Here is a 22789-nt window from a genome sequence, read left to right as displayed (position 1 = left end):
CGCCCATCAAACGACTTTACATTTGACCAGATCGAAGCCGGTCAAACCTTCGGCCCTGATCGCCGAAACGAGTCGGTCGCTCAAAAAGAAAACACTCACGCACCTCGGCTCGACCCAGATATCGGGGCCGACGAGCGCATCGGATGAAACGGCAATATCGTCCGGCTTGCCGTAAGCGCCCATGAGCCAGCGGTCGAAATCTTCAATTTGCTCGACACCGATCGATTGCTCTGGAGTAAAGGCGCGCTTCACATTGCCGAAGTTCAAGAAATGCCAGTCGCCATCAATTGGCGTTACCTTGTCTTTCTTGAAAATTGGGACGGGATAGAGCGAGCCGCCTCCCAAGTCGAAGCGGCGCAATACGTCTGCCAGACGCCCAGAAACAACCGGCACCGCGTTGGCAACGATAAAGTCAAGAAAGTTGTAATCGGACTCCTTGGCTCGCTTTTGGCCATAGATTTCGGGCGGAAAAACCTCCCTGCCAAGCACTTCACCCGCATCGTTGCGCCTGGTCAGGTCGATCATACGCTCGCTAGCCAGGTTCTCTTCTCTCCAATCATTGGTAAGCGGAGCCTGATTTCGCAGGTTACTCAAGGAGTAACACATCCATACTCCGTCACTCATTTCCTGTATTCCCTCATTGTGCTGCTCATCGCCGCCACCCAACAAATAAAACTGCCCCGCCCAGAGCGAGGCCAACGCCTGCAAAAGTGCTCGCCGATCCGACCGTTCCAAATTGCTCCACCATAGGATTCAGGATTGCCGCCGACGTTTCTGCCCTACGTCCGCTCGCATTCTCGATCGGGCCAAGCAGCGACATCGCCGCCAGCACAAGGCCAACCCCAACCGGCGCAAGCACCATTCCCAATTTGGACGCACTCATACAGCGCCTCCTCGCCGAAGCACTGATACCAAAGCCCAACAATTTACGAGATGCGGCTGCGACCCCACTTGGTTTCCCCTACTGCGGGCATTTTGCCCGCCGAATGTCGAACCAAATAGCGCCCGAAACTTACGAAACTGTCACTGCCGTCAATGCTTGTGGTGGCGTTTTGCCTGGCGGCTCACTGTTCTCTCAACGAAAGCTTGGATCTCAAGCGGGCATGCGCCGTACCAGGAGGCCCTAGACCCCAGCTTTCGCTGGGGTGACGGATGGCCACAAAAACTCGTCATGCTGAATTCAGTTCAGCATCCATCGCCGAGTCAGAGCTAAGTATGTCGCGCGGGGGATGGACCCTGAACCAAGTTCAGGGTGACGTGGGTCTTTTTGTTCCGCACATCATCCGATGTGCGATGTCCTCGCTCATACGGCTTGCAGCCGCATCGCTGCGGGCGGGGACAAGCCCCTTGCGAGGCCTGCGGCCTCGATCCATTCCAAGCCAATTGGCGGGCCCCAGACGTCTTGGCGCGATGTAACTGACTTGGTCGCGGAGCACGGTCGCGCCAGCGACCGCAAGCCCGACTGGGCGCCCGCAGCGACGCGACCTTCAGGTCGCATGAGCGAGGATAGCCAAGCAGGCCGGATGGCCTGCGCCCGGCGCTTGAGGGCTAAAACAAAACAAAAACATCAGGGGGCCTCATAAGCCGGGTTCTGTCTCCGCGCGCGGTTTCCCCGAAAGGACCAGCCGCGCGGCGGCAACCATTCATCTGGGCTACGGATTGCTCCGCAGCTCAAGCAGCCAACCCGGGTCTCTCAGAGCGAAGCGCTCCTGCCGCAAAACGGCGCGAGACCCCTATTTGGCCTTGCTCCGAGTGGGGTTTGCCATGCGGACCGTGTTACCAAGGCCCCGGTGCGCTTTTACCGCACCCTTTCACCCTTGCCTGTGATACCGGATCAAGTCCGGCATCCATCGGCGGTATACTCTCTGTGGCACTTTCCCTGAACTTCCCCCGGATCAAATCCGAGGTCGCTCGGCGGGCGTTACCCGCCACCCTTGCTTCGTGGAGCCCGGACTTTCCTCGCACCTTCAAACCCGCTCATCCTGAGCGTGTCGAAGGAACGCGGCTGCCTTGGCCCCCTGACGTGTGGCGCTATAGAGAAGCCGGGCAGCGAGAGGAAGAGCGCAAATTATGCCGCATTGGCATTGGCTTGATCATGGTTCAGCCACAGGGCGTTCGCATCGTGCAAGGCCGCACTTCGGATCTCCTCGGCGATTGGGTCACCGGGCAGCGCCCGCGCGATAACCATGCCGCCCACACAAAGCGCCGCCAGCGACAGCGCCCGTTGCCGCGATGCCGTGCCTTCTTCGGGCAGGTTGGCATCGAACAAGGAAACCATGCCTTCGAGCAGTTCTTTATAGCCCTGTTGCACCTTTGGCCCCGCACGCGCGACATCGGTTGCATAGGCGATCAGCGGGCATTGATCCTCGGTCTGCTCAAGGTGATCACGAGAGAGGTAGGACCCGACCATCCGCTGGGCCATCTCCACCTGCCCGGCGGTTGGAACCACGCCCGCCTCTTCGCGCCAGATCGCGCCGCGCCCGTGAAGGAAGCTGGCCGTGGCAGCGGCGAACACCTCTTCCTTGCTGTCAAAGTGCGCGTAGAAACCGCCGCGGGTCAGCCCAGCCTCGGCCATCAATTGATCGATCGTGACATTGTCGAAACCATGCCGATTGAACATCCGCCGCGCCGCCTCGACAATGCGTGCGCGCACCTTGTGCTTGTGCTCTTTGGAATAGGGCATTCTGGGTCCTTTGGCTGTCTGCTTTTGCGCCTCCTACCACGCTTCAAACTATGTTCTTGAACATATTTAGATCACTGCGAGGTTCGCGGCTCCTCAAGGAAACAGGAGTTTAAAAATGCCAAAATTCGCTTTGATCTATCGCGACGCCAACCCGCCGAGCAGCCCGGAGGAAGGGCAAAAGCACATGCAGGCCTGGATGGCGTGGTCATCCGGCCTTGGCGAGGCAATGGTGGAACCTGGAATGCCGTTTTCGCAGACGGTGGCAGTCTCAAGCACGGGTGTGAGCGAGGATATCGGGGCCCATACGCTCAATGGGGTTAGCATCGTTGAAGCGGCTGATTGCCATGCCGCCCGCGCCATGGCGGAGGCTTGCCCGCACCTCAACCTGGGCGGGGACATCGTGATCGGTGAAGGCATGGATATGCCGATGTAATGAAAAAGCCGGGGTGCAGATTGCTCCGCGCCCCGGCCTTTCTTAAGCTAAACCCCTACAGAGTAGGAGCCATCAAAGCGGCGCTTATTCGCCCTCGCCGCCGACGTTCTCAAGGCTATCATCTGGCGAGATCAGGAATTTCCAGATCAATGCGCCAATCGCCGCGCCGACCAGCGGTGCGACCCAGAATAGCCACAGCTGACCCACAGCGCCGGTCTCAGCATAGAAAGCAACGCCGGTGGAACGCGCTGGGTTCACCGAGGTGTTGCTGACCGGGATAGAGATCAGGTGGATGAGCGTGAGGCCAAGGCCAATCGCAATCGGGGCGAAGCCAGCCGGAGCCCTTGGCGAGGTCGATCCCAGAATGATGATCAGGAACATCGCCGTCAAAAGGACCTCTGCGATCAGCACGGCGTTCATGGAATAGCCGCCCGGTGACAGTTCACCATAGCCGTTGGAGGCAAAGCCGCCCGCGCCGCTCCAATCAGCCGCGCCGCTGGCGATGACGAACAGCATGCCCGATGCGACGAATGCGCCCAGCACTTGCGCTGCCCAATAGGGGACCAGTTCGCCCCAGGAAAAACGCCCGCCAACGGCCAGGCCGAGCGAGACAGCAGGGTTGAAATGGCCGCCCGAAATGCCGCCAACAGCGTATGCCATGGTCAAAACGGTCAGACCAAAGGCCAGCGAAACGCCGACGAAGCCGATCCCCAATTCAGGATAAGCCGCGGCGAGCACTGCTGAACCGCAGCCTCCGAACACCAGCCAGAACGTGCCGAAAAATTCGGCGAATAGTTTTCTTGTCATTATTGATCCCTCCCTCTCATTCTCGGCGACCGGAACCGTATGGCCGTGCCGTCAGGGGAGCAGTCTTAACGCAGTTTTCACCATAGCGCTGGGCTAAGTTGTAAAATTACGTTGCGGCGCGCGTGCGCGGATAGCAATTGGCGTTACCGCGAGACCCCCGATCCCGGTCGAGCAGCAATTGAAACAGGATCGCGCCGATTTGTCCATCAATGACGCCGTCGATCAGCTCTGGCCGCCAGCGACGCTGAAACGCCTCCACCGCCTTGATACCGTCGGTGATATCATAGCCATAGCGTTCCAGAGCGAGGTAAAACGCGCCGTCATTGTCGAACGGATCGCCAAGCTCGAGCTTGTCTGGCTTTGGTAGGGTCAGGCCGTATCGCGCGATTCGATCCCACGGGAACAGCTCGCCCGGATCGATCTTGCGCGCGGGCGCGACATCGGAATGGCCGATCACATTGGCGCGCGGGATGTCATATTGCTTCACGATCCGCGCCATCAGCGGCACCAGCGCCTCAATCTGGGCCTCAGAAAACTTGCGGTAGCCAAGGCCGTGGCCCGGATGGTCAAGCTCGATACCGATGCTGGCCGAGTTCACATCGGTCTCGCCGCGCCAATAGCTTTTGCCCGCGTGCCAGGCGCGCTTTTCCTCTGGCACCAGCCGCGTGACCACGCCGTCTTCGCTGATCAGATAATGCGCGCTGACACCTGCTTCTTCGTCGCACAGGCGCTCGATCGCGGCCTCGGCGCTTTCCATTTCGGTATAATGGACGACCAGCATGCTGATCGCCGTTTTGCGGTCGTTGAAATTGGGGGAGAGCCGTGTCGCATGGACCAGCTCATCGCCAGTGCTCGAAGTCGGTTTTGGCCCCTGCCCCGGCCCGCCCATGCGCTTAGCCGATCATCCCGGCTGGCTGCGGCATAACCGCGCCCATTACCAGAGCATTTTCATCCAGCTTATATTGCAAGCCGCCGCCGTTTTCTTCCGCCAGCATCGCGATCATATGCGCCGCCGCTGTGCGGCTGGAGAGTTCCGCCGGTTTCAAATCGCCTTGCAGAGCGCTGCCGATGTTCTCGTCAAACGCAATCCGATTGCCATTCGCGCGGACCACGATCTCGACATTGCCCTCGTGCAATTCTGCGCCAATATCCATCGTCCCGCCGCGGATGAGCGCATCGAGCGCAATATGCGCCAGGTTCAGCATCACTTTGACCGCAGGCTTAGGCAGGGTTTTCTCGGTGATGGCCCAATTGAGCTTCACCTCTTTCGCATCCGAGGCGAGCGCTGCGATCACATCATGCGCTTCTTCCACCGGTACAGCCTCGCCAAATCCGCCCGCCGCGCCGAAGGCAAGACGGAAGAATTTGAGCTTATCCGTGCTGATCTTGGCGCTCTGCTCCAACAGCTCGACCACCTTCTCACGCATTTCGGGGTCTTGCTCTTCAGCGAGCAATTCCAGCCCATTGGCGAGCGCGCCTACTGGGGAGAGCATATCGTGGCATAGCCGCGAGCACAGCAGGCTCGCGAGGTCAGTTGGCGAAGTCATATGAGTGTCTTAGCCCTCCAAAGGCTGTCTGCAAAGCAATTCGAAGCCGCCTTCCACCGCGCGGTAAAGGCCGAGAGCCCGCCCGCCCTCACTCAGGCCCGCTATGGCCCAGATCATTCCATCACCCGCTGACATGGCGATGTCAGTTTCAGATGGCTGCGCTGGCCCGGTCGGGTGTGAGTGAAAATAGCCCAGAACCTCTGGGCCATCTCCCGTGCGCGCGGCGCGGTGCGCGTCAATAAGCGCCTGCGGGTCAATTTCGAAATGGGTTTCCGGCGAAGGGTGGACATTGCGGGCTGGAATGAACCCGGTGATCTCTTCCGCACCGTTTTGGACGCGATTTCCGGTCAGGATCCCGCATGCTTCCTGCGGATGCGCATCGCGGGCTGCGCGCCTTACCTCGGCCACAACGCCGGGCGTTATCAAAACCTCCGACTGCCCTGAGCCTGTCGAAGGGCTGCCTTTGCTTTTTGCCAGCCGAGAAATTTCATCCCAGTCACCGCGAATCAGGGCAAGTTTCTTTTTACGTGACCAGCCTTTGATCTGTTTTTCGGAAGCCTTGGCTTCGTCGCGCGTGGTAAACTCTTGCGACCAAACAAGCTCAAGCGGCTGGTAACTTCTGGTGAAACCCGCAAAGCGTCCGGCCTTATGGTCGGCAATGCGGCGCTCCAGATCGTCGGTGTGACCGGCGTAGAATTTCCCGGAATTGCAATGCAGCAGGTAAGTCCAGAACGGCATGAGTATCGGCTAGCCAAAGTGCAGCCCTTCGACAAGCTCAGGGCAGACGGCTAAGGGACGCGAATGTCAGGCCCACAAGTCATCACCGGTACAATTGCGAGCGCGGCGCGGCTCGACAAAGCGCTGGCTGAGGCCACAGAGCTTTCGCGTGCCCGGGTCCAGGCGTTGATTGCAGAGGGCCGAGTGACGCTGGGCTCTGCGCCTAGCCACCTCACCCAGCGCCAAGGTGAAGGCCGGGGCGGAGTTCACGATCCACGTCCCCGCCGCGAGCGAAGCGGAGGCTCAGCCGCAGGACATTCCGATTGAGGCGGTGTTTGAGGACGAGCATCTGATCGTGGTCAACAAGCCTGCCGGAATGGTCGTCCACCCGGCGGCGGGCAATGCGGATGGGACGCTGGTCAATGCCCTGCTGCACCATTGCAAGGGCGAGCTGTCTGGCATTGGCGGGGTCGCGCGCCCCGGCATCGTCCACCGGATCGACAAGGACACCTCTGGCCTGCTGGTCGTCGCCAAATCCGACGCCGCGCATGAGGGCCTGGCCAAGCAGTTTGCGGACCATTCGCTGCATCGCCGCTATATCGCGGTTTGCGCGGGCCATCCGGCGGCAAAAGAGGGCAAAATTGACGAGCGAATCGGGCGCTCAGACGCCAATCGCAAGAAAATGGCTGTGCTGGACAAGAATTCCTCGCGCGGGAAACACGCGGTTACCCATTATACAGTGCTCGACCGGCTCGAATCGAGCGCGGTGATCGAATGCCGGCTGGAAACCGGCCGGACCCACCAGGTCCGCGTTCACTGTGCATCAATTGGCCATCCTTTATTAGGAGACCCAACATACGGAAAGACGCCCAAGACGCTGAAATCCCTGCTCACTTCGCTAAAGTTTGCACGCCAAGCGCTGCATGCGGCGGAATTGGGCTTTCTCCACCCCATTTCGGGCGAAAAACTAAGGTTTCGTGCGGATTTACCGGAGGATATGCGGGAACTAATCGACGAACTGGGGCGTTTTAATCGATGAAAGTTGAAGCAAAACATATCCAATCAACGTATATGTAACCGAGTGACCCGGAAAAACGGATGCTCATCAGAGGTCCTGCAAGGCGGGTTGACGCAAGAAAGGTTAGGAAAACAGTGAGTAAGACGAAAAGTGCAGTCCCGGCCCTGAGCGGCGAGCAAAGCCTCAATCGCTACCTGTCCGAAATCAAGAAATACCCGGTGCTAACCGCTGAGCAAGAATATATGCTCGCAAAGCGCTATCAAGAACATGAAGACCCTGAGGCAGCAGCTCAGCTGGTGTCGAGCCACCTGCGGCTCGTGGCGAAGATCGCCATGGGTTACCGCGGTTATGGCCTGCCAGTCAGCGACCTCATTTCAGAGGGCAATGTTGGCCTGATGCAGGGCGTTAAGAAATTCGAAGCCGATCGCGGCTTCCGCCTCGCCACCTACGCGATGTGGTGGATCAAGGCCTCTATGCAGGAATTTATCCTGCGCAGTTGGTCGCTTGTGAAAATGGGCACCACCGCGGCTCAGAAAAAACTGTTCTTCAACCTTCGCCGGATGAAGAAGCAGCTTGAGGCGTATGAAGACACCGACCTGTCGCCAGAGGACGTGACCAAGATCGCAACCGATCTGGGCGTGCCAGAGCAAGAAGTCGTCAACATGAACCGCCGCATGATGATGGGCGGCGATGGCTCCCTCAACGTGCCGATGCGCAATGGCGAAGACGGCTCTGGCGAATGGCAGGATTGGCTGACCGATGATCGTCCTTTGCAGGATGAGATGGTCGCCGATGCTGAGGAAGCCAATGTGCGCCACGAAATGCTGGTTGAGGCGATGGACAGCCTGAACGAGCGTGAGCAGCACATTCTGACCGAACGCCGCCTGACCGAAAAACCGCAGACGCTCGAAGAGCTGAGCCAGGTTTACGAAGTGTCGCGCGAGCGCATCCGCCAGATCGAAGTGCGCGCCTTTGAGAAGCTGCAAAAAGCAATGCAGCGGATCGCGGGTGAGCGTTTGCTGCCTGGGGTGGCATAAGACTTAGGTCTGACAAAAGAACACGAAAGGCGGTCCATTGCGGGCCGCCTTTTTTGTGTCCGCCACACCCGTCATCCCAGCGAACGCTGGGATCTCAGGCGTTGGAGTTCTGTGATTGCAAAAGCGGCGCTTCACCGCCCTGGATCCCGGATCAAGTCCGGGATGACGTTGTAGGGTTTGGGAGGGGTTAGTTCGATCCCTCTTCGTCGGTTGCTAGCTCTAGCGTCCCCAACGAGGGTTCGCGCAGCATCCGTCTGGCAAATGACAGAAGCTCGCGACGGGTATTTATCGAGCAATAGCGGGTCGTCCAGATGTCCAATCCCTTTGCTTCGCGGACTTGGCTTCGCGGGCAGCGGTGCTGCAAAACAGTGAAGCGCGTGACCAACTCATCTTTCGCTTGGCGAGCGAGCAGCGTGTAATCGCTACCCGGCACGAAACCCACTTGGAGTGCCCAAAGCTCCCACGCTTCGCCTTGATGCCTTGCTGTCCCCATCCGGACAAACAGACCGCGCGAGAATGCTCCTTGGTCCAATTCGCCCCGGCTATCAGCCTTGTGAAAGTTGGCGGCACAATGGAAAACGCCGTAATTGCTAAACCTGTACCAGTAGGATTCACCAAATTCATCGTCTGGATTAGGCGTAAACCGCCAGTCGCCAAAGCTCACTTGGCTTTCGCATCCCGCGATAATTTCAGGGTCGCTGTAGCCGCGCGGCCAGATATCGTCCCAGTCGAACGTGTAGAGCGGCAAGTCTGAGTGAATTCGCTCAGACTGCCATTCATACTCTTCTTCTGCAATCGCAATCGTGGCCGAACACAAAAGTCCGATAGAAAGGAAAAGTGAGCGCGCGAGGCTCATCTCAACTCGCAGGAGCCAAATCCAGCACCGCTGAAATCATCGCCTGCGTGCCCAATGTCACGCTTTCCCTCGGTGCGACCTTGAACAGCGGGGAGTGGTGCGATGGCACTGCGGGGCCGCCATTGTCTTCCGCATCAAACGCCGCCTGAGGGGTGCCGCCGACCGAGAAGTAATATCCCGGCACGTCGAGTTCCTCGGTCACGAAATAGGCAAAGTCTTCTGCGCCCATGCCCTTTTGCTCCCACGGCTCAAACGTGTCTTCGCCAAGGTCGCGTTTCATCACTGCGTTCAGGCGGCGCGCGAGCTCTGTGTCGTTATTAGTCACCGGAGTGCCCTCGCTCACCTTCACCTCAACCGGCAGATCATCGGGCAGGCCATGCGTCTTGCCCATGCCAACGGCGATGCGCTCGATCGTCTCGAGCAATTGCGCGCGCGTTTCCTCATCATTGGCGCGCACGGTCAATTGCAGCTCGGCGCGGTCAGAGATGATGTTGTGCTTGGAGCCTGCATGGAACGAGCCGACAGTGATCACGGCGGGTTTGAGCGGCTGAACCTCGCGGCTGACGATCGATTGCAGCGCGGTGACGATCTGCGATGCGATATAGACCGGGTCCTTGCCCCGGTGCGGGCTCGCGCCATGCGCACCGACGCCCGGCACCAAGATATCGACCGAATCCGCGCTGGAATATTGGATGCCTTCCGATGCCGACAGCTTGCCGGTTGCGAGGCCCGAATTCACGTGGAATGCCAGCGCATAGTCAGGCTTGCCAAACCGCTCGTACAATCCATCGGCCAGCATCGCCTTCGCCCCGCCAACGCGTTCTTCCGCTGGTTGGACGACGAACATTATCGTGCCGCTCCACTGGTCCTTCATCGCCATCAGGCGGCGCGCAGTGCCAACCATAGAGGTGATGTGCACATCATGACCGCACGCATGCATGACCGGATATTCCTGACCGTCCTGGCCGATTTGCGTCGCGGTGGAGGCGTATTCGAGGCCGGATTTCTCCACCACTGGCAGGCCGTCCATGTCCGCCCGCAGCAGGATCAGCGGACCATCGCCATTGCGCATCATTCCGACAACGCCGGTGCCGCCGACATTCTCCGTCACCTCAATGCCGACCGCGCGCAATTCCTCCGCCATGCGGGCCGCGGTTTTGCCTTCGAGGAAGGACAACTCTGGGTTCTTGTGGAAGTGCACGAACAGCGGCTCAAGATAGCTATCGTAATCCGCCTCAACCGCCTGCGCCAAATCGTGATTGTCTGCGGCGACGGGAACCGAAAACGCCGCGGCGGCGAGCGTGGCGACTGAAGCGGCGAGGCGAAGCAAATGCATTGAATTATCTCCCGGAAACCTGTTGGCTTCAGGTTCAAGCATGGCCCCGCCCAGATCGCAAGGCGCGCGTGATTGCGCCGCCAACAAAGAGCAATTAGATGCGGTGCTGCTATGCGCCGCAGCCTCTCCTTTCTCCTCCGCTTTACGGCCAAGTTCCTTGTGTGGTTTTTCGGGATATCGCTGGCGCTGATCGTCTTGTTTAAATTTGTGCCTGTGCCGATCACTGCGACCATGCTGATGGATGAAAACTCTGTCACCAAGGATTGGGAAAGCCTCGACAATATCGATCCCAATTTGGTCGCTGCGGTGATCGCGGCGGAGGACAGCAAGTTTTGCACGCACACCGGCTTTGATACAGAAGCGATTGAAAAGGCATTGGAATACAACGCCAAGGGCGGGCGGATACGCGGCGGCTCCACCATATCTCAGCAGACCGCCAAGAACGTGTTCCTGTGGCAAGGCGGCGGATATTTCCGCAAAGGGCTGGAGGCGTACTTTGCCTTTGCGATTGAGAAAATCTGGGGCAAGCGGCGGATTATGGAGGTCTATCTCAACGTCGCAGAAACCGGGATTGGCACCTATGGCGCAGAGGCCGGAGCGCAGCGATATTTTGGCAAGTCCGCCGCGCGGCTTGAACCAATAGAGGCCGCGCGCATGGCCGCCGCCCTGCCCCTGCCAAAAAAACGCGCCGTCGTCGCGCCTAGCGGCTGGCTGGCCCGCCACGGCAATACGATCCGCGCCCGCATCAATGTCGTAAAGCGTGACGGGCTGTATGATTGCGTTTACGAATAGCGCGATGGGGAAGGGACACTCGCATAATCACGCGGACGGCGACGGTCATGACCATGGCCATGATCATGCGCATAGCCATGCGCCGGGCCATTACGGCCACGGGCACAGCCATGCTCCGGCGGATTTCGGCATGGCGTTCGCCATCGGCATCGCGCTCAATTCGATCTTTGTCGTTATCGAGGCGACCTACGGCTTCCTATCCGGGTCCATGGCGCTGGTCGCAGATGCGGGCCACAACCTGTCCGATGTGCTGGCGCTGATCCTCGCCTGGGTCGCCCATATCGCCTCGAAAAAGCCAGCCAGCGCGCGCTACACATACGGTTTCAAGAGCTCGACCATCCTTGCCGCGCTGGCCAATGCGCTGCTGCTGGCGATGGCGATTGGGGCAATCCTGTTTGAGACCGCGCACCGCCTGTTTGAGCTGGCCCAGCCGCAAGGCATGGTGATGGTCGTGGTTGCCGGGATCGGCATTGTGATCAACACCGTCACCGCCCTGCTGTTCATGCGCGGGAGCAAATCGGACCTCAATATCCACGGCGCATTCCTGCATATGGCGGCGGATGCGCTGGTCTCGCTCGGCGTGGTAATCGCAGGAATTGCAATTATTTACAGCGGATCAGTGTGGATTGACCCACTTGTCACGCTTGTCATTGCTGGCGTAATCGGATGGGGAACATGGGGGCTGGCGAAGGACAGCCTCAAATTGGGCTTGCTCGCCGTGCCCGCTGGGATTGACGAAGCCGACGTGCGGCGTCATTTGGCAGAGCTTGATGGAGTGGACGAAGTGCACAACCTGCATATCTGGCCAATGTCGACGACGGAGACCGCGCTGACGGCGCATCTGGTCGCGCCTGGCGGCTGCGATGAAGGCTTCCTGCGCGCGGTGACTGACCAGCTGGAGCAGAAATTCGGCATCAGCCACACCACGATCCAGATCCACCGCCAGCGCGATGACGCGGGCTGCTGTTGATGGCGGACGGTCCCACACCGGCTAGCGCGGAGGCGCGCGAGGCCTTAAAAGCGGCGATGGCGCGGCTGGCCGATGGTGACCGCAGCGCGCTTGAAGATATTTATCGCGCCACCCGGGTGAAACTGTTTGGGATTTGCTTGCGTATCTTAGGCGACAGGAAAGAAGCCGAGGACGCGTTGCAGGACGTCTATGTAAATCTATGGCAAAGGGCGGATCGCTATGATCCCACCCGCGCGAGCCCGATATCGTGGCTGGCGACCTTCGCGCGCAACCGCGCGATTGATCGCTTGCGCACGGGTAAGGTGCGCGGCGGCGCTGTGCCTGTGGAGGAGGCCGCTCCCCTGCCCGATCAGGCACCGCTGGCCGACAGCCTGCTGGTCGATGCGGAGCAAACCGCACAAATTCACACCTGCCTGGAAGGGCTGGACGAAAACGCGCGCGGCCACATTCGCGCAGCGTTCTTCGATGGAAAGACCTATGCCGAGCTGGCCGAGACGGCCGATGTTCCGCTGGGCACAATGAAGAGCTGGATCCGCCGCGGGCTGCAACGCCTGCGCGCTTGCCTGGAGGCGAGCGAATGAGCGACGAGAACGACATGGACCGCGACGACATCAAGCGCGACGATCCGATGCTGGCAGCAGAGTTTTCGCTCGGCCTGCTGGAGGGCGAGGAATTGCTTGCCGCGCGCGGTAAACTGGCCAGCGATCCCGATTTTGCCTGGCGCAAACAATGGTGGGACAATTGGTTTGCCCCGTGGACCGACGAAATTTCCGGCGCAGAGCCTAGCGCAGATGTATGGGACGAAATTGAAGCCCGCGTGCTTGCCGCATCAGGCCAAGAAGCATCGGGCCTGGACGGCGCCAATGTGGTTGAATTGCAGAGCAAGGTTCGCCGCTGGCAATGGGTCAGCGCGCTGACCACTGCGGCGGCTGTCGCGGCGCTGGCATTGGTCGTCCTGCCCGCTGGTACAGAGACCATTCCAACCCCTGGCGCGACAGAGGCTCCGCAAATCGCAGCGGCCGATCCACTGGTTGCGCAGGTGCCGATAGGCGACACGGGCCTTCGCCTCGATGTCACATACATGCCCGAGAGCGAGCGCATGCTGGTGGGCGCGATTGGCCTCACCGCAGACGGCGTTCACGATCATGAGCTGTGGCTGGTGCCCGCCGATGGCGGCGCGCTGCAATCACTCGGCGTGGTGACACCGGGCGAAGTTCGCAGCGTTACCCTGCCCGCAGAGATCACTCAGAACATGGGCAGCGGCGTGGAGCTGGTGCTGACGCGCGAGCCGATTGGCGGCAAGCCGCGCGGATCAGGATGCTGGCCCCGTGGTTGCCCAGGGCGCTTTCACTCAAGTCTAGAGCGCAGGCTTTCCGCCCGCTTTGCTCACATCGCTGCTCGGGCGCTTAAGGCCGGGCAAGCCAAAGCTTTGCCAGAAACCGGGCACCTTGCGGATCGCGGCGACATCGGTCTTGCCATTGAACAGCAGCCGCAGCAGCGCAAAGCGGCGGATCATAGTCTCATGGAATAGGATGACCGTTGCCGCAGCCGCGACGGTCAAGAGCGCCCATTCTAGCGCAATCGGCCAGTCCACCTGAGTGAACCCGCGACCGTAAATATACACCAAGCAGTGGTGGAACAGATACATCGACAGCGCACTGTCCGCGAGCCAGCGGGTGCGCAGGCTGTCACTCGAAAAATAGCGGTAGAAGAACTGGATCAGGAACAGGACCAGGGTCCAGATCGCCAATTGACTTAGGAACAGCATGACCATGCCGAACGCAAAGCCTTGCTCTGGGTCTGAATAGGGCTGGAGGCCAAAGGCAAGCGCGGCGGCAAGCGGCATCCAGACGCGCCATGTGCGCAGCCGCTCAAGCAGGCTGGGCGAAAGCGCAGCGGCCACGCCGAGCACGAAGAAGGGAAACTCACTGATCAGCTTGTACCAGCTTTGAAAGCCGGGAAAGAGCAGATCATAGGCGCCCGGCACTTGGCTCGCGACGGCGAAATTCGCGGTGTTGGCCGCGCCGAGCGCGATCACGAACAGTGCAAAGGCCCAGCCGCTCTTCAACCAGCCAGCGGCGCGGTCCACCAGGCGCAGCGCGGCTGATCGGGTCGCAGCGTCTTTGGGGATCGCCGCCTGGACGATGGCCGATAGGATAAACATCGGGACCAGACTGACGAGGAACCATAGGTGCAGCGACCATTCCCCGCTCGCCCAAATCTGCGCGAAACCGCCGCTGTCGATCCAGCGCATCAGGCCGCTCTCACCGGTCTTGTCGTTCCAACGCAGGTAATGCTCCAACATGTTGAACGACAGCGCGATGGCGATCAGCGGAATGACCGTGCGCATAAAGCGGTTGCGGAGGAAGCCGCCCGGTGTGCGGCGCGCCAGCATCAGGACGGTGAAGAACCCGCCGACGAAGAAGAACGTCGGGGTGATCACCAAATGCAGGCCAAAGATTACCCAATCGAAGAAGTCATGCCGCTGCGCATTGCTGGTGATCCACGGGCGCGCGGGCGCGTACACCGTCGCCGCATGCAGCGCGACCGACAGGAACATCAGCACCGAACGCATGCCGTCGATATCGTGATAATGCTGAGCTGGCTTCGAATGAGGCATCGAGTGGTTGGGGTCCATCGGTTGATATTGAAAGCTGTGCTGGTGTGTCACACACCGCCTGCCACCCGCTTGCAATCGCGCACAAAGGCGCGTCCCAAATCGAGATGACGGCTCTCACAAGAGTTAATTTCGCAGCTCTTAAGAACCTCATAAAACCCCCGGAATTCAGGGCGTTTCAGTGCATTTTTCGCATGGCTTGCGGAAAAATTTTCATGTTTCTCGCATCCGCCCCATGCGCGCTTGCGTAGCTCCCACCATGCAAGAACGGGAGGTCTTGCGGACAAGGAGAACCCTAATGCCTAAGACCCCGATGAGTTCAAAAGTTAAAGCCGCCGCATTTGCAGCGATCGCCGCGACCACTGGCCTGGCGCTAACCACGGCTGCACCGCTCGCCGCTCACCATCACAGCGCCAAGAAAGAAGCCGCCAACATTGTGCAGACCGCACAAAGCACCGGCGTTCACAACACACTGGTCGCCGCTGTCAGCGCCGCTGGCCTGGTTGATACGCTTTCAGCCGACGGCGCCTCCACCGTTTTTGCCCCAACCGACACCGGCTTTGCAAAGCTGCCCGAGGGCACTGTTGCAACGCTCGTGAAGCCGGAGAACAAAGAGACGCTCACCGGCATCCTCACCTATCACGTGGTGGGCGGCAACATCACCAGCGCAAAGCTGCTGAACTACATTGAAAAGGGCAATGGTACAGCCCGGATCAAGACCCTCGCTGGCGGCATTCTGGAAGCGCGCCTCGACGGTGAGACTATTGTGGTCACAGACGGTGCCGGCCGCACGGCCGCAGTGACCACGGCCGACGTGATGACCTCAAACGGCGTCATCCACGTGACCGACGGCGTGTTCCTCCCCGCATAGAACACCCGCATCCCCCTTCGCGCTGCTGCGGACTTCCCTTCCCTCCCACTCGCAGCAGTGCAGACCAAGAACCCCGTTTGGCTGAGTGATCAGCTAAGCGGGGTTTTTCGTATTCCTATTCGGAAAGATCGAGATCGAAGTGCAGCACATGCTCTGCTGCGCGGACAAAGGCCCCGTCCCCCTTCCTGGTCGGGCCGGTTTTTATTTGGCCAGGCCCCCTCTTCCGTTCGTGCTGAGCTTGTCGAAGCACGTGCGATTGAGACACGCCCTTCGACAGGCTCAGGGCGAACGGAATTCTTTATTCGCAGTTGCAGCCGCAGCCTCGCGCCTCGCTGCTTCGATATCGTTCGGAGACCAAGACTTTAGCTCGCGGTATGCGGCTTGTGAGGCGGCTCTATCCCCATTGCCTTGGCGCAAAATTCGATAACGACCCTTCGGGTCACGGAGTAACGCAAAATAGAAAGGCGCTGCTGCATTTCCATTCGGGGCTACTAAAGCGAGGCTTGCCCCATCATCGCAGGCATACAAGAGCCAGACAACTTCACCGATTTTGCGCTCGGATGGTCCAAAATCACACTTCAGATTTGTGGACGTTTCAGACCAGCTTCGAGCGAAATCTGCCGATGCTGGGACAGTAAGTGTGACTGCGATTGCGGCAAATGCTGCCGCAAGCCTCAAGCCGCCTCTTCCTTCTCGTCGTCTTTGCCGCCGAGGACCTGAACCGGAGCCTTCTTGCCCTCGACCACTTCGGCATCGACTACAATTTCGGTCACGCCTTCAAGGTCTGGCAGGTCGGACATCGTGTCGAGCAGAATGCCTTCGACGATTGAGCGCAGGCCGCGCGCGCCGGTCTTACGCTTGATCGCGCGTTCCGCGATCGCTTTGAGCGCGTCTTCGGTGAAGGTCAGGTCGACATCTTCAAGCTCGAACAATTTGCCATATTGCTTGGAAATGGCGTTCTTCGGCTCGGTCAGGATGGTGACCAGCGCATCGACATCGAGATCGTGCAGGGTCGCAATCACGGGCAGACGGCCAACGAATTCAGGGATCAGGCCGAATTTCAGCAGATCTTCTGGCTCGCTCAGCTCGAGCAATTCGCCAACATTGCGCTTGTCCGGGTCAGCAACATGATTGCCAAAGCCGATTGAGCGCTTTTGCAGGCGATCAGCGATAATCTTATCAAGCCCCGCAAACGCGCCGCCACAGATGAACAGAATGTTCGTGGTGTCGACTTGCAGGAATTCCTGCTGCGGGTGCTTACGGCCGCCCTGCGGCGGGACAGAGGCGGTGGTGCCCTCCATCAGTTTCAGCAGCGCCTGCTGAACGCCCTCACCCGATACGTCGCGGGTGATCGACGGGTTTTCAGCTTTGCGGGTGATCTTGTCGATCTCGTCGATATAGACGATGCCATGCTGCGCCTTTTCGACATTGTAGTCGGACGATTGCAGCAGCTTCAGGATGATGTTCTCAACATCTTCGCCGACATAGCCAGCCTCAGTCAGGGTCGTCGCATCCGCCATGGTGAACGGCACGTCGAAGGTGCGCGCCAGCGTCTGCGCGAGCAATGTCTTACCCGTGCCGGTTGGACCAACCAGCAGGATGTTGGATTTCGCCAGCTCAACACCGTCCGATTTGCCGGAGTGCTTCAGGCGTTTGTAGTGGTTGTGAACCGCGACCGCGAGATTGCGCTTGGCGCTGTCTTGGCCGATCACATAATCGTTAAGCGTCGCGAAGATTTCGGAAGGCGTTGGAACTTCGCCCTCTTTTTTGCCAGCAATGCCAGCCTTCGTCTCTTCACGAATGATGTCGTTGCACAGCTCAACGCATTCATCACAGATGAACACGGTTGGCCCGGCAATGAGCTTGCGCACTTCATGCTGCGACTTCCCACAGAAGCTGCAATACAGGGTGCTCTTGCTGTCAGTTCCGCTCAACTTGGTCATTTCCTATTGTCCTGGGCCTTCACTCGCACTGGTCTAAACTACACCGCTTGTAATCCAATTACCAAACCGAGTGCCCGGTGGGGATTCGCTCAACAATATATAGGGCCGGTTGTGAATCAACATTAACGCGGCTCTTTTTGGGCGATTGCCCCGTTTTGGCGTCTTTAAAGTCGCACTTTGGACGCCTGTGTCCCGGCTTGGGAAGCCGAACCGGCGATTCTTAATCGCGATTCGGCCATTGGCGCCCAAATTGCAGTTCAGACCGTGCGCCTTATTCTGGCGCGCCGCCCGAACCCTTCTCATCATCGCTCGAGTCGCCCTCTGGACGGGTTTCGAACACTTTATCGACCAGGCCGAACTTCTTCGCTTCTTCCGCTTCGAGGAAGGTGTCGCGATCCATCGCCTTTTCGATCTCAGACAGTTTCTTGCCGGTGTACTTCACATAGAGATCATTCATGCTCTTCTTGATCCGCAGGATCTCACGCGCCTGAATTTCAATGTCAGAAGCCATGCCGCGCGCACCGCCAGATGGCTGGTGGATCATGATCCGCGAGTTTGGCAGAGCAACACGCATGCCCGGCTCACCCGCGGCGAGCAGGAAACTGCCCATAGAGGCCGCCTGCCCCATGCACACGGTCGAAACGCGCGGTTTGATGTATTGCATTGTATCGTGGATCGCCATGCCAGCGGTCACAACGCCGCCGGGCGAATTGATGTACATCGAAATCGGCTTCGATGGGTTTTCGCTTTCAAGGAACAGCAGCTGAGCGGTGATCAGCGAGGCCATGCCATCTTCCACCTGACCGGTGACGAACACGATGCGTTCGCGCAGCAGGCGGGAGAAAATGTCAAAACTGCGTTCGCCGCGGCTGGTTTGCTCAACCACCATCGGCACCAATGCGCCGGTTAGCGGGTCCCGGGTGAATTGCCCCTGGGTGCCGTGCGTCTCGCCAGAATTGCCGAACAGGTTGATCATGTGCTGGTGGTCCTTCTTTATCTCGGTTCTGCTATGTCGGGGGCACACGGAAAATGTTCAAGGGCCTTAACCTTCACCTGTGCATTCAATCACAGTTTCTTTTTGCGTGATCGCCTGCGTGAATGCACGCGCAAATGCCGCCAAACTGGAATGGAAATCCAGCCGCAGCGGCATTTGTGTAATGCGTAGGTGTGAGGGGGCAGCTCGCCGAGCTGCCGCCGATGCGCGGGCTTAAGCGGCGCGCACCTGCTTGAGGAATTCAGCAACCTGCTCGCGCAGTTTCTCAGACTGAAGCGACATTTCCTGCGAGCTGGCGAGCATTTGCGTCGCTGTGCTGCCCGCGGTCATGGAAACCTCACTCACATCTTCGATGGTTGCGCTGATGTCTTGCGTGTTGCGAGCGGCCAGATCGATGCTTTGCGCCAGATCCTGGCCAGCAACGGCTTGCTGATCGACCGCGCTGGCGATCGCAGTTGCGGTCGATTCCAGAGCAACCACTTCGGTTGAGATGAGTGCCAGTGCATTGGCGCTTTCACCGGTCGCATCCTGCATTTCGCGGATCAGGCTCTCGACCTCTTCGGTCGCGCGGCCTGTTTGCGAGGCGAGCTCTTTCACTTCGGATGCCACGACAGAGAAGCCGCGTCCCGCTTCGCCGCCGCGTGCCGCCTCAATCGAGGCGTTCAGCGCGAGCAAATTGGTGCGCTGGGCAATTCCGGCGATCACTTCGACGATCTGGCTGATACGATCAGCTGAACCGGTCAGACCAGTGATGGTCGCATCGGCCTTCGCCGCCGCTTCAGAAGCCTTGCGAGCGCGCTCAGAAGAAGAGGCGGCCTGACGGCTCACTTCGTTGATCGACATCGCAAATTCATCTGAGGCCGAGGCAGCGCCAGTGATGCCGTCCGATGCCTGTTTCAGGCTGGAATTGGCTGCGTTAACGGTCGTGGAAGAGGATTCCACATTGCGGGCCAGATTGGTGGCCGAATCTTCCATTTGACCGGAAGCGGCAGCCACACCGGCGGCGACATCGCCAACGGTCTTTTCAAACTTGTTGGCAAGCGATTTGAGCAATTGGCGCTGTTCCTCTTGCGAACGTTCGCGTTCTTCCTTGAGCTCGCGTTCACGCTCGAGTTCGCGCTCAAGCTCACGTTTGGCTTGGGCGTCTGCCTCGGTTTGAACGCTGCGCAGAACGGTAAGAGCCGCAGACAATGTGCCGATCTCGTCATCGCGCTCAGAGGCGGGGATTTCTAGGTCGAGTTCGCCAGCGACAATGCGCTCGCTAACATCGCTGATTTCAACAATCGGAGCGACGACGTTTCTGGCCACCAGGCGTTTGCCCAGGAACACCAAGCCAAGCGCGATCAGCAGACCAGCGACCAAAGACGCGATCAGCACCTTAATTTCGAACAGGCCTTCGCCAGAGGCGGTTTCCACCCGTGTCGCGGCATCCTCGCGCAGTTGAACGATCAGAGCCACAGCGGTGTCGATTGCATCATAGCGCGGGCCGAGGAAGCTCTCTTGCACGACAACATCACGCGGCGCATCGCGCACTTCGCCAAGCAGGGTCACAATGCCGTTCAGGCCCAGAATCAAGCTGGGTCACCTGAGCTGCATAAGATGCATCGACTGAAGCGGTGGCAAGACCAAGACGCTCATTCATGGCCACGGCATCGCGGGCATGCTGGATTGAGCTTTCGATCAGCTCAGGCTCGTATCCGCGCGCCCGGTAAGCGCCCATCTCGTCCTTCGCCAGCGTAACGCTGCGGTTCATGCTCGCGGTTAGAAACGCGATCTCGGTAAGGTCAGCCAGCTTGTTCGAGCGCTGCTCCATCCGCAGCGCGCCAATGGTGGCCACTGCGCCCAAGACCAAAACCAGCAGGGCAAACATGTTGAACACACGGCCAACCTGCGCGTTGATCGATCCGCCTTCGAAGCGCTTTTTAAGCCACGACATGCTGGACGTGTTACTCATGATGCATACTCACCCATTGTTCCCTGAAGCCACGCGAGGCGGAATGCCTACGTAATTTGCCCTAAGATTGGATTAGGGGTTAGCGGCACATGGTTAAGGATGGGTTAGGAAGCGTCTGAGAAAGCTGGCCTAGGCTGATCGCTACGCGCAAACGCAATCGAGCCGCGATCCATTGTCTGGATCACGGCTCGAATTGTTCGGGCGATTTGCTTCGCCTGCCCCGCTAGAATGGCGGGGCAAGAGAGGCGTCTTGCGAATTACTTCTTCTTCGCAGGTGCCTTTTTGGCGGCAGGCTTTTTCGCGGCGGGCTTCTTAGCCGGAGCCTTTTTGCAGGCGCTTTTTTAGCGGCTGGCTTGGCATCCGCCTTGGCTGCTGGCTTCTTGGCAGCAGCTTTCTTGGCTGGCTCAGCCTTTTTCGCCGGGGCTTTCTTAGCCGCTGGCTTTTTCGCTGGTGCCTTTTTGGCCGCTGGCTCTTTCTTGTCCGCAGCCTTCGCAGGCGCTTTTTTCGCAGCTGGCTTTTTGGCCGGGGCCTTTTTCGCAGCCGCTTTCTTGGCCGGAGCCTTCTTCTTCGCGGCTGGCTTGCTGTCAGCAGCTTCGTCCGCTTCAATTGCGGCTTGCAGCTCTTCCTGCGTCACTTCGCGCTCAGTGACTTCAGCCTTGTCGAACAGGAAGTCGACGACCTTGTCTTCATAAAGCGGTGCGCGCAGCTGAGCAGCAGCCATTGGCTCTTGCTGAATGTACTGCATGAAACGCTCGCGATCTTCTTCGCGGTATTGCTGAGCAGCCTGCTGCACCAGCATTTGCATTTCTTGCGCGGTCACTTCGACGCCATTGGCTTGGCCAATTTCGCTCAGCAGCAGGCCCAAACGCACGCGGCGCTCGGCGATGGAACGATATTCGTCCTTCTCCGCTTCGATTTCTTTCAAAGCCTCTTCAGGCTTCTCTTCCTTTGCCGCTTCTTGCTGAAGCTGAGCCCAGATTTGCTCAAATTCGGCATCGACCATGTTCTCTGGAACGGCAAAGTCATGACCCGCCGCCAGTTGATCGAGCAATGCGCGCTTCATTTGCGTGCGCGTGAGACCAGCGGTCTGCTGTTCCAGCTGACCCTTCATGATCTCTTTCAGCTTATCGAGGTCATCAAGGCCGAGGCCTTTGGCAAAATCATCGTCGATCTTGGTGTCGGTTTCGACCTTCACTTGTTTAACAGTGATATCGAACTGAACCGCTTTGCTAAGCCAGATGCGCAGCCTGATAATCTTCAGGGAAGGTCACGTCGATGGTCTTCTCATCGCCGGTCTTCGCACCCGTCAACTGCTCTTCAAAGCCAGGGATGAACTGGCCCGAGCCGAGCACCAATGGCGCGTCTTCGGCTTTGCCGCCTTCAAACTCAACACCGTCGAGCTTGCCAACGAAGTCGATGATCAGCTGATCGCCGTCCGCTGCCTTCTTCGATTTGGCGGCGTCTTTATAGCTCTTGTTCTGACCTGCGAGACCTTGCAGCGCTTCTTCGATCTGTTCGTCCTTCACAGGAACAACCAGCTTCTCGAGTGTCAAGCCGTCAGTGCTTGGCGCTTCAACTTCCGGGAGAATTTCCAGCTCGACCGAAATCTCGGCGTCTTTACCTTCTTCATAGCCCTCGGCCAGCTCAACCTTAGGCTGCATCGCAGGACGCAGGCCCTCATCGGTGAGCAATTTTTCCAGCGAATCGCGAATCGTGTCGTTCACAACCTGCGCATGCAGCTGTTCGCCGTGCATTTTCTTGACAAGATTGGCTGGCACTTTGCCGGGACGGAAGCCGGGCATTTGCACCTGAGGGGCGACCTTTTTGATCTCTGCATCGATCTTTTGCGCCAATTCCTTGGCGGTGACAGTGATCTGATAGGCGCGCTTCAGGCCTTCATTGGTGGTTTGCTTGGTCTGCATTGGAAAAACTGAAACCTTCTCAACAATCTCGTAAGTTCAGACACTTAAGCGCCGTAATGACGCGCATCTGATATGCGAATTCTCAACACCGGCGCGGAAAAACATTGGTGCGGGCGAAGGGACTCGAACCCCCACATCTTTCGATACTGGTACCTAAAACCAGCGCGTCTACCAATTCCGCCACGCCCGCTTGATTGAACGAAGCCGCGCGGGAAACCAACCGGCCCCCGCGCGCATTGCGCTCGCCTCTAGTCTGGTGCGCGAAAAAGGGCAAGCGGAACGATCTTGTTCC

At 58.9% G+C, this 22789-nt stretch carries 20 protein-coding genes, 1 tRNA gene, 1 other RNA gene and 3 pseudogenes; 8 read left to right on the top strand and 17 right to left on the bottom strand.

From position 1 onward, the window contains the following. Positions 1-6: 6 nt before the first annotated feature. The 4 genes from AC0V6U_RS01050 to AC0V6U_RS01035 all read right to left on the bottom strand — a co-directional run bounded on the left by AC0V6U_RS01050 (position 7) and on the right by AC0V6U_RS01035 (position 2683). Positions 7-525: an imm11 family protein gene (locus AC0V6U_RS01050; protein WP_472644387.1), complete on the bottom strand. Its 519-nt coding sequence runs from the start codon at positions 523-525 to the stop codon at positions 7-9. A 124-nt stretch (positions 526-649) separates the two neighbouring features. Next, complete coding sequence (locus AC0V6U_RS01045) at positions 650-883, bottom strand: hypothetical protein (protein WP_472644386.1); 234 nt, start codon at positions 881-883, stop codon at positions 650-652. 681 nt (positions 884-1564) lie between these two features. Continuing rightward, an RNA gene (gene rnpB, locus AC0V6U_RS01040) (RNase P RNA component class A) lies at positions 1565-2021 on the bottom strand. Positions 2022-2068: 47 nt separating this feature from the next. Beyond that, positions 2069-2683: a TetR/AcrR family transcriptional regulator gene (locus tag AC0V6U_RS01035; RefSeq protein WP_472644385.1), complete on the bottom strand. Its 615-nt coding sequence runs from the start codon at positions 2681-2683 to the stop codon at positions 2069-2071. Between the two features lie 115 nt (positions 2684-2798). Between AC0V6U_RS01035 and AC0V6U_RS01030 the strand changes: the two genes are divergently transcribed. Next, positions 2799-3116 (top strand): YciI family protein, encoded by a 318-nt coding sequence (locus AC0V6U_RS01030; protein WP_472644384.1) that lies wholly within the window; start codon positions 2799-2801, stop codon positions 3114-3116. An 84-nt stretch (positions 3117-3200) separates the two neighbouring features. Here AC0V6U_RS01030 and aqpZ read toward each other — a convergent pair whose 3' ends face one another. The 4 genes from aqpZ to AC0V6U_RS01010 form a co-directional block, all read right to left on the bottom strand. Next, a complete protein-coding gene (gene aqpZ, locus AC0V6U_RS01025) occupies positions 3201-3923 on the bottom strand; it encodes an aquaporin Z (RefSeq protein WP_472644383.1) in 723 nt (240 codons plus the stop codon). A gap of 106 nt (positions 3924-4029) precedes the next feature. Further along, positions 4030-4812: an N-acetylmuramoyl-L-alanine amidase gene (locus AC0V6U_RS01020; RefSeq protein WP_472644382.1), complete on the bottom strand. Its 783-nt coding sequence runs from the start codon at positions 4810-4812 to the stop codon at positions 4030-4032. 4 nt (positions 4813-4816) lie between these two features. Next, the gene (locus AC0V6U_RS01015; RefSeq protein WP_472644381.1) at positions 4817-5470 is read right to left on the bottom strand and encodes a histidine phosphotransferase family protein; all 654 of its coding nucleotides are present in this window, start codon (positions 5468-5470) and stop codon (positions 4817-4819) included. 9 nt (positions 5471-5479) lie between these two features. Next, positions 5480-6208 (bottom strand): Mov34/MPN/PAD-1 family protein, encoded by a 729-nt coding sequence (locus tag AC0V6U_RS01010; protein ID WP_472644380.1) that lies wholly within the window; start codon positions 6206-6208, stop codon positions 5480-5482. A gap of 63 nt (positions 6209-6271) precedes the next feature. Between AC0V6U_RS01010 and AC0V6U_RS01005 the strand changes: the two are divergent. Both AC0V6U_RS01005 and rpoH read left to right on the top strand, forming a co-directional pair. Then, positions 6272-7226 (top strand): annotated as a pseudogene (locus tag AC0V6U_RS01005) (RluA family pseudouridine synthase). 113 nt (positions 7227-7339) lie between these two features. Next, a complete protein-coding gene (rpoH, locus tag AC0V6U_RS01000) occupies positions 7340-8242 on the top strand; it encodes an RNA polymerase sigma factor RpoH (protein ID WP_472644379.1) in 903 nt (300 codons plus the stop codon). A gap of 187 nt (positions 8243-8429) precedes the next feature. Here the strand turns inward: rpoH and AC0V6U_RS00995 are convergent, their stop codons facing one another. Both AC0V6U_RS00995 and AC0V6U_RS00990 read right to left on the bottom strand, forming a co-directional pair. Further along, positions 8430-9098 carry a hypothetical protein gene (locus AC0V6U_RS00995; protein WP_472644378.1) on the bottom strand — a complete coding sequence of 223 codons (669 nt, stop codon included), beginning with the start codon at positions 9096-9098 and terminating at the stop codon, positions 8430-8432. Between the two features lies 1 nt (position 9099). Then, positions 9100-10434, bottom strand: a complete 1335-nt coding sequence (locus AC0V6U_RS00990) for a M20 metallopeptidase family protein (protein ID WP_472644377.1) — start codon at positions 10432-10434, stop codon at positions 9100-9102. Between the two features lie 111 nt (positions 10435-10545). Between AC0V6U_RS00990 and mtgA the strand changes: the two genes are divergently transcribed. From mtgA to AC0V6U_RS00970, 4 genes and pseudogenes are all read left to right on the top strand, one after another. Continuing rightward, on the top strand, positions 10546-11226 hold the full coding sequence (gene mtgA, locus AC0V6U_RS00985; RefSeq protein WP_472644376.1) for a monofunctional biosynthetic peptidoglycan transglycosylase: 681 nt from the start codon (positions 10546-10548) through the stop codon (positions 11224-11226). A gap of 4 nt (positions 11227-11230) precedes the next feature. After that, positions 11231-12196 carry a cation diffusion facilitator family transporter gene (locus tag AC0V6U_RS00980; RefSeq protein ID WP_472644375.1) on the top strand — a complete coding sequence of 322 codons (966 nt, stop codon included), beginning with the start codon at positions 11231-11233 and terminating at the stop codon, positions 12194-12196. Continuing rightward, positions 12196-12777 carry a sigma-70 family RNA polymerase sigma factor gene (locus tag AC0V6U_RS00975; RefSeq protein WP_472644374.1) on the top strand — a complete coding sequence of 194 codons (582 nt, stop codon included), beginning with the start codon at positions 12196-12198 and terminating at the stop codon, positions 12775-12777. The genes AC0V6U_RS00980 and AC0V6U_RS00975 overlap by 1 nt, the downstream gene beginning before the upstream one ends. Continuing rightward, positions 12774-13445, top strand: a pseudogene (locus tag AC0V6U_RS00970) (anti-sigma factor domain-containing protein); the annotation flags it as partial. The gene AC0V6U_RS00975 and the pseudogene AC0V6U_RS00970, both read left to right, overlap by 4 nt. Positions 13446-13553: 108 nt before the next feature. Here the strand turns inward: AC0V6U_RS00970 and AC0V6U_RS00965 are convergent. Then, entirely contained in the window at positions 13554-14816 is a 1263-nt protein-coding gene (locus AC0V6U_RS00965) for an acyltransferase family protein (RefSeq protein WP_472644373.1), read from the bottom strand. A gap of 295 nt (positions 14817-15111) precedes the next feature. Here AC0V6U_RS00965 and AC0V6U_RS00960 point away from each other — a divergent pair, with 295 nt between their 5' ends. After that, the gene (locus AC0V6U_RS00960; RefSeq protein ID WP_486169340.1) at positions 15112-15684 is read left to right on the top strand and encodes a fasciclin domain-containing protein; all 573 of its coding nucleotides are present in this window, start codon (positions 15112-15114) and stop codon (positions 15682-15684) included. Between the two features lie 674 nt (positions 15685-16358). On the opposite strand, the gene clpX is transcribed toward AC0V6U_RS00960, so the two are convergent. The 6 genes and pseudogenes from clpX to AC0V6U_RS00930 all read right to left on the bottom strand — a co-directional run bounded on the left by clpX (position 16359) and on the right by AC0V6U_RS00930 (position 22687). Continuing rightward, positions 16359-17627 (bottom strand): ATP-dependent Clp protease ATP-binding subunit ClpX, encoded by a 1269-nt coding sequence (gene clpX / locus AC0V6U_RS00955; protein ID WP_472644371.1) that lies wholly within the window; start codon positions 17625-17627, stop codon positions 16359-16361. Positions 17628-17898: 271 nt separating this feature from the next. Beyond that, positions 17899-18603: an ATP-dependent Clp protease proteolytic subunit gene (locus tag AC0V6U_RS00950; RefSeq protein WP_472644370.1), complete on the bottom strand. Its 705-nt coding sequence runs from the start codon at positions 18601-18603 to the stop codon at positions 17899-17901. A 231-nt stretch (positions 18604-18834) separates the two neighbouring features. Further along, on the bottom strand, positions 18835-20196 hold the full coding sequence (locus tag AC0V6U_RS00945) for a methyl-accepting chemotaxis protein (RefSeq protein ID WP_472644369.1): 1362 nt from the start codon (positions 20194-20196) through the stop codon (positions 18835-18837). Next, positions 20135-20557: a hypothetical protein gene (locus AC0V6U_RS00940; protein ID WP_486169339.1), complete on the bottom strand. Its 423-nt coding sequence runs from the start codon at positions 20555-20557 to the stop codon at positions 20135-20137. The genes AC0V6U_RS00945 and AC0V6U_RS00940 overlap by 62 nt, the downstream gene beginning before the upstream one ends. 376 nt (positions 20558-20933) lie before the next feature. Continuing rightward, positions 20934-22497 (bottom strand): annotated as a pseudogene (gene tig, locus AC0V6U_RS00935) (trigger factor); the annotation flags it as partial. A 105-nt stretch (positions 22498-22602) separates the two neighbouring features. Then, a tRNA-Leu gene (locus tag AC0V6U_RS00930) sits at positions 22603-22687 on the bottom strand. Positions 22688-22789: the final 102 nt, after the last annotated feature.

Source organism: Erythrobacter sp. W36, from assembly GCF_057364935.1.
Note: the sequence above shows the minus strand (reverse complement) of the source record. Positions and strands in the feature narration are given on the sequence as shown.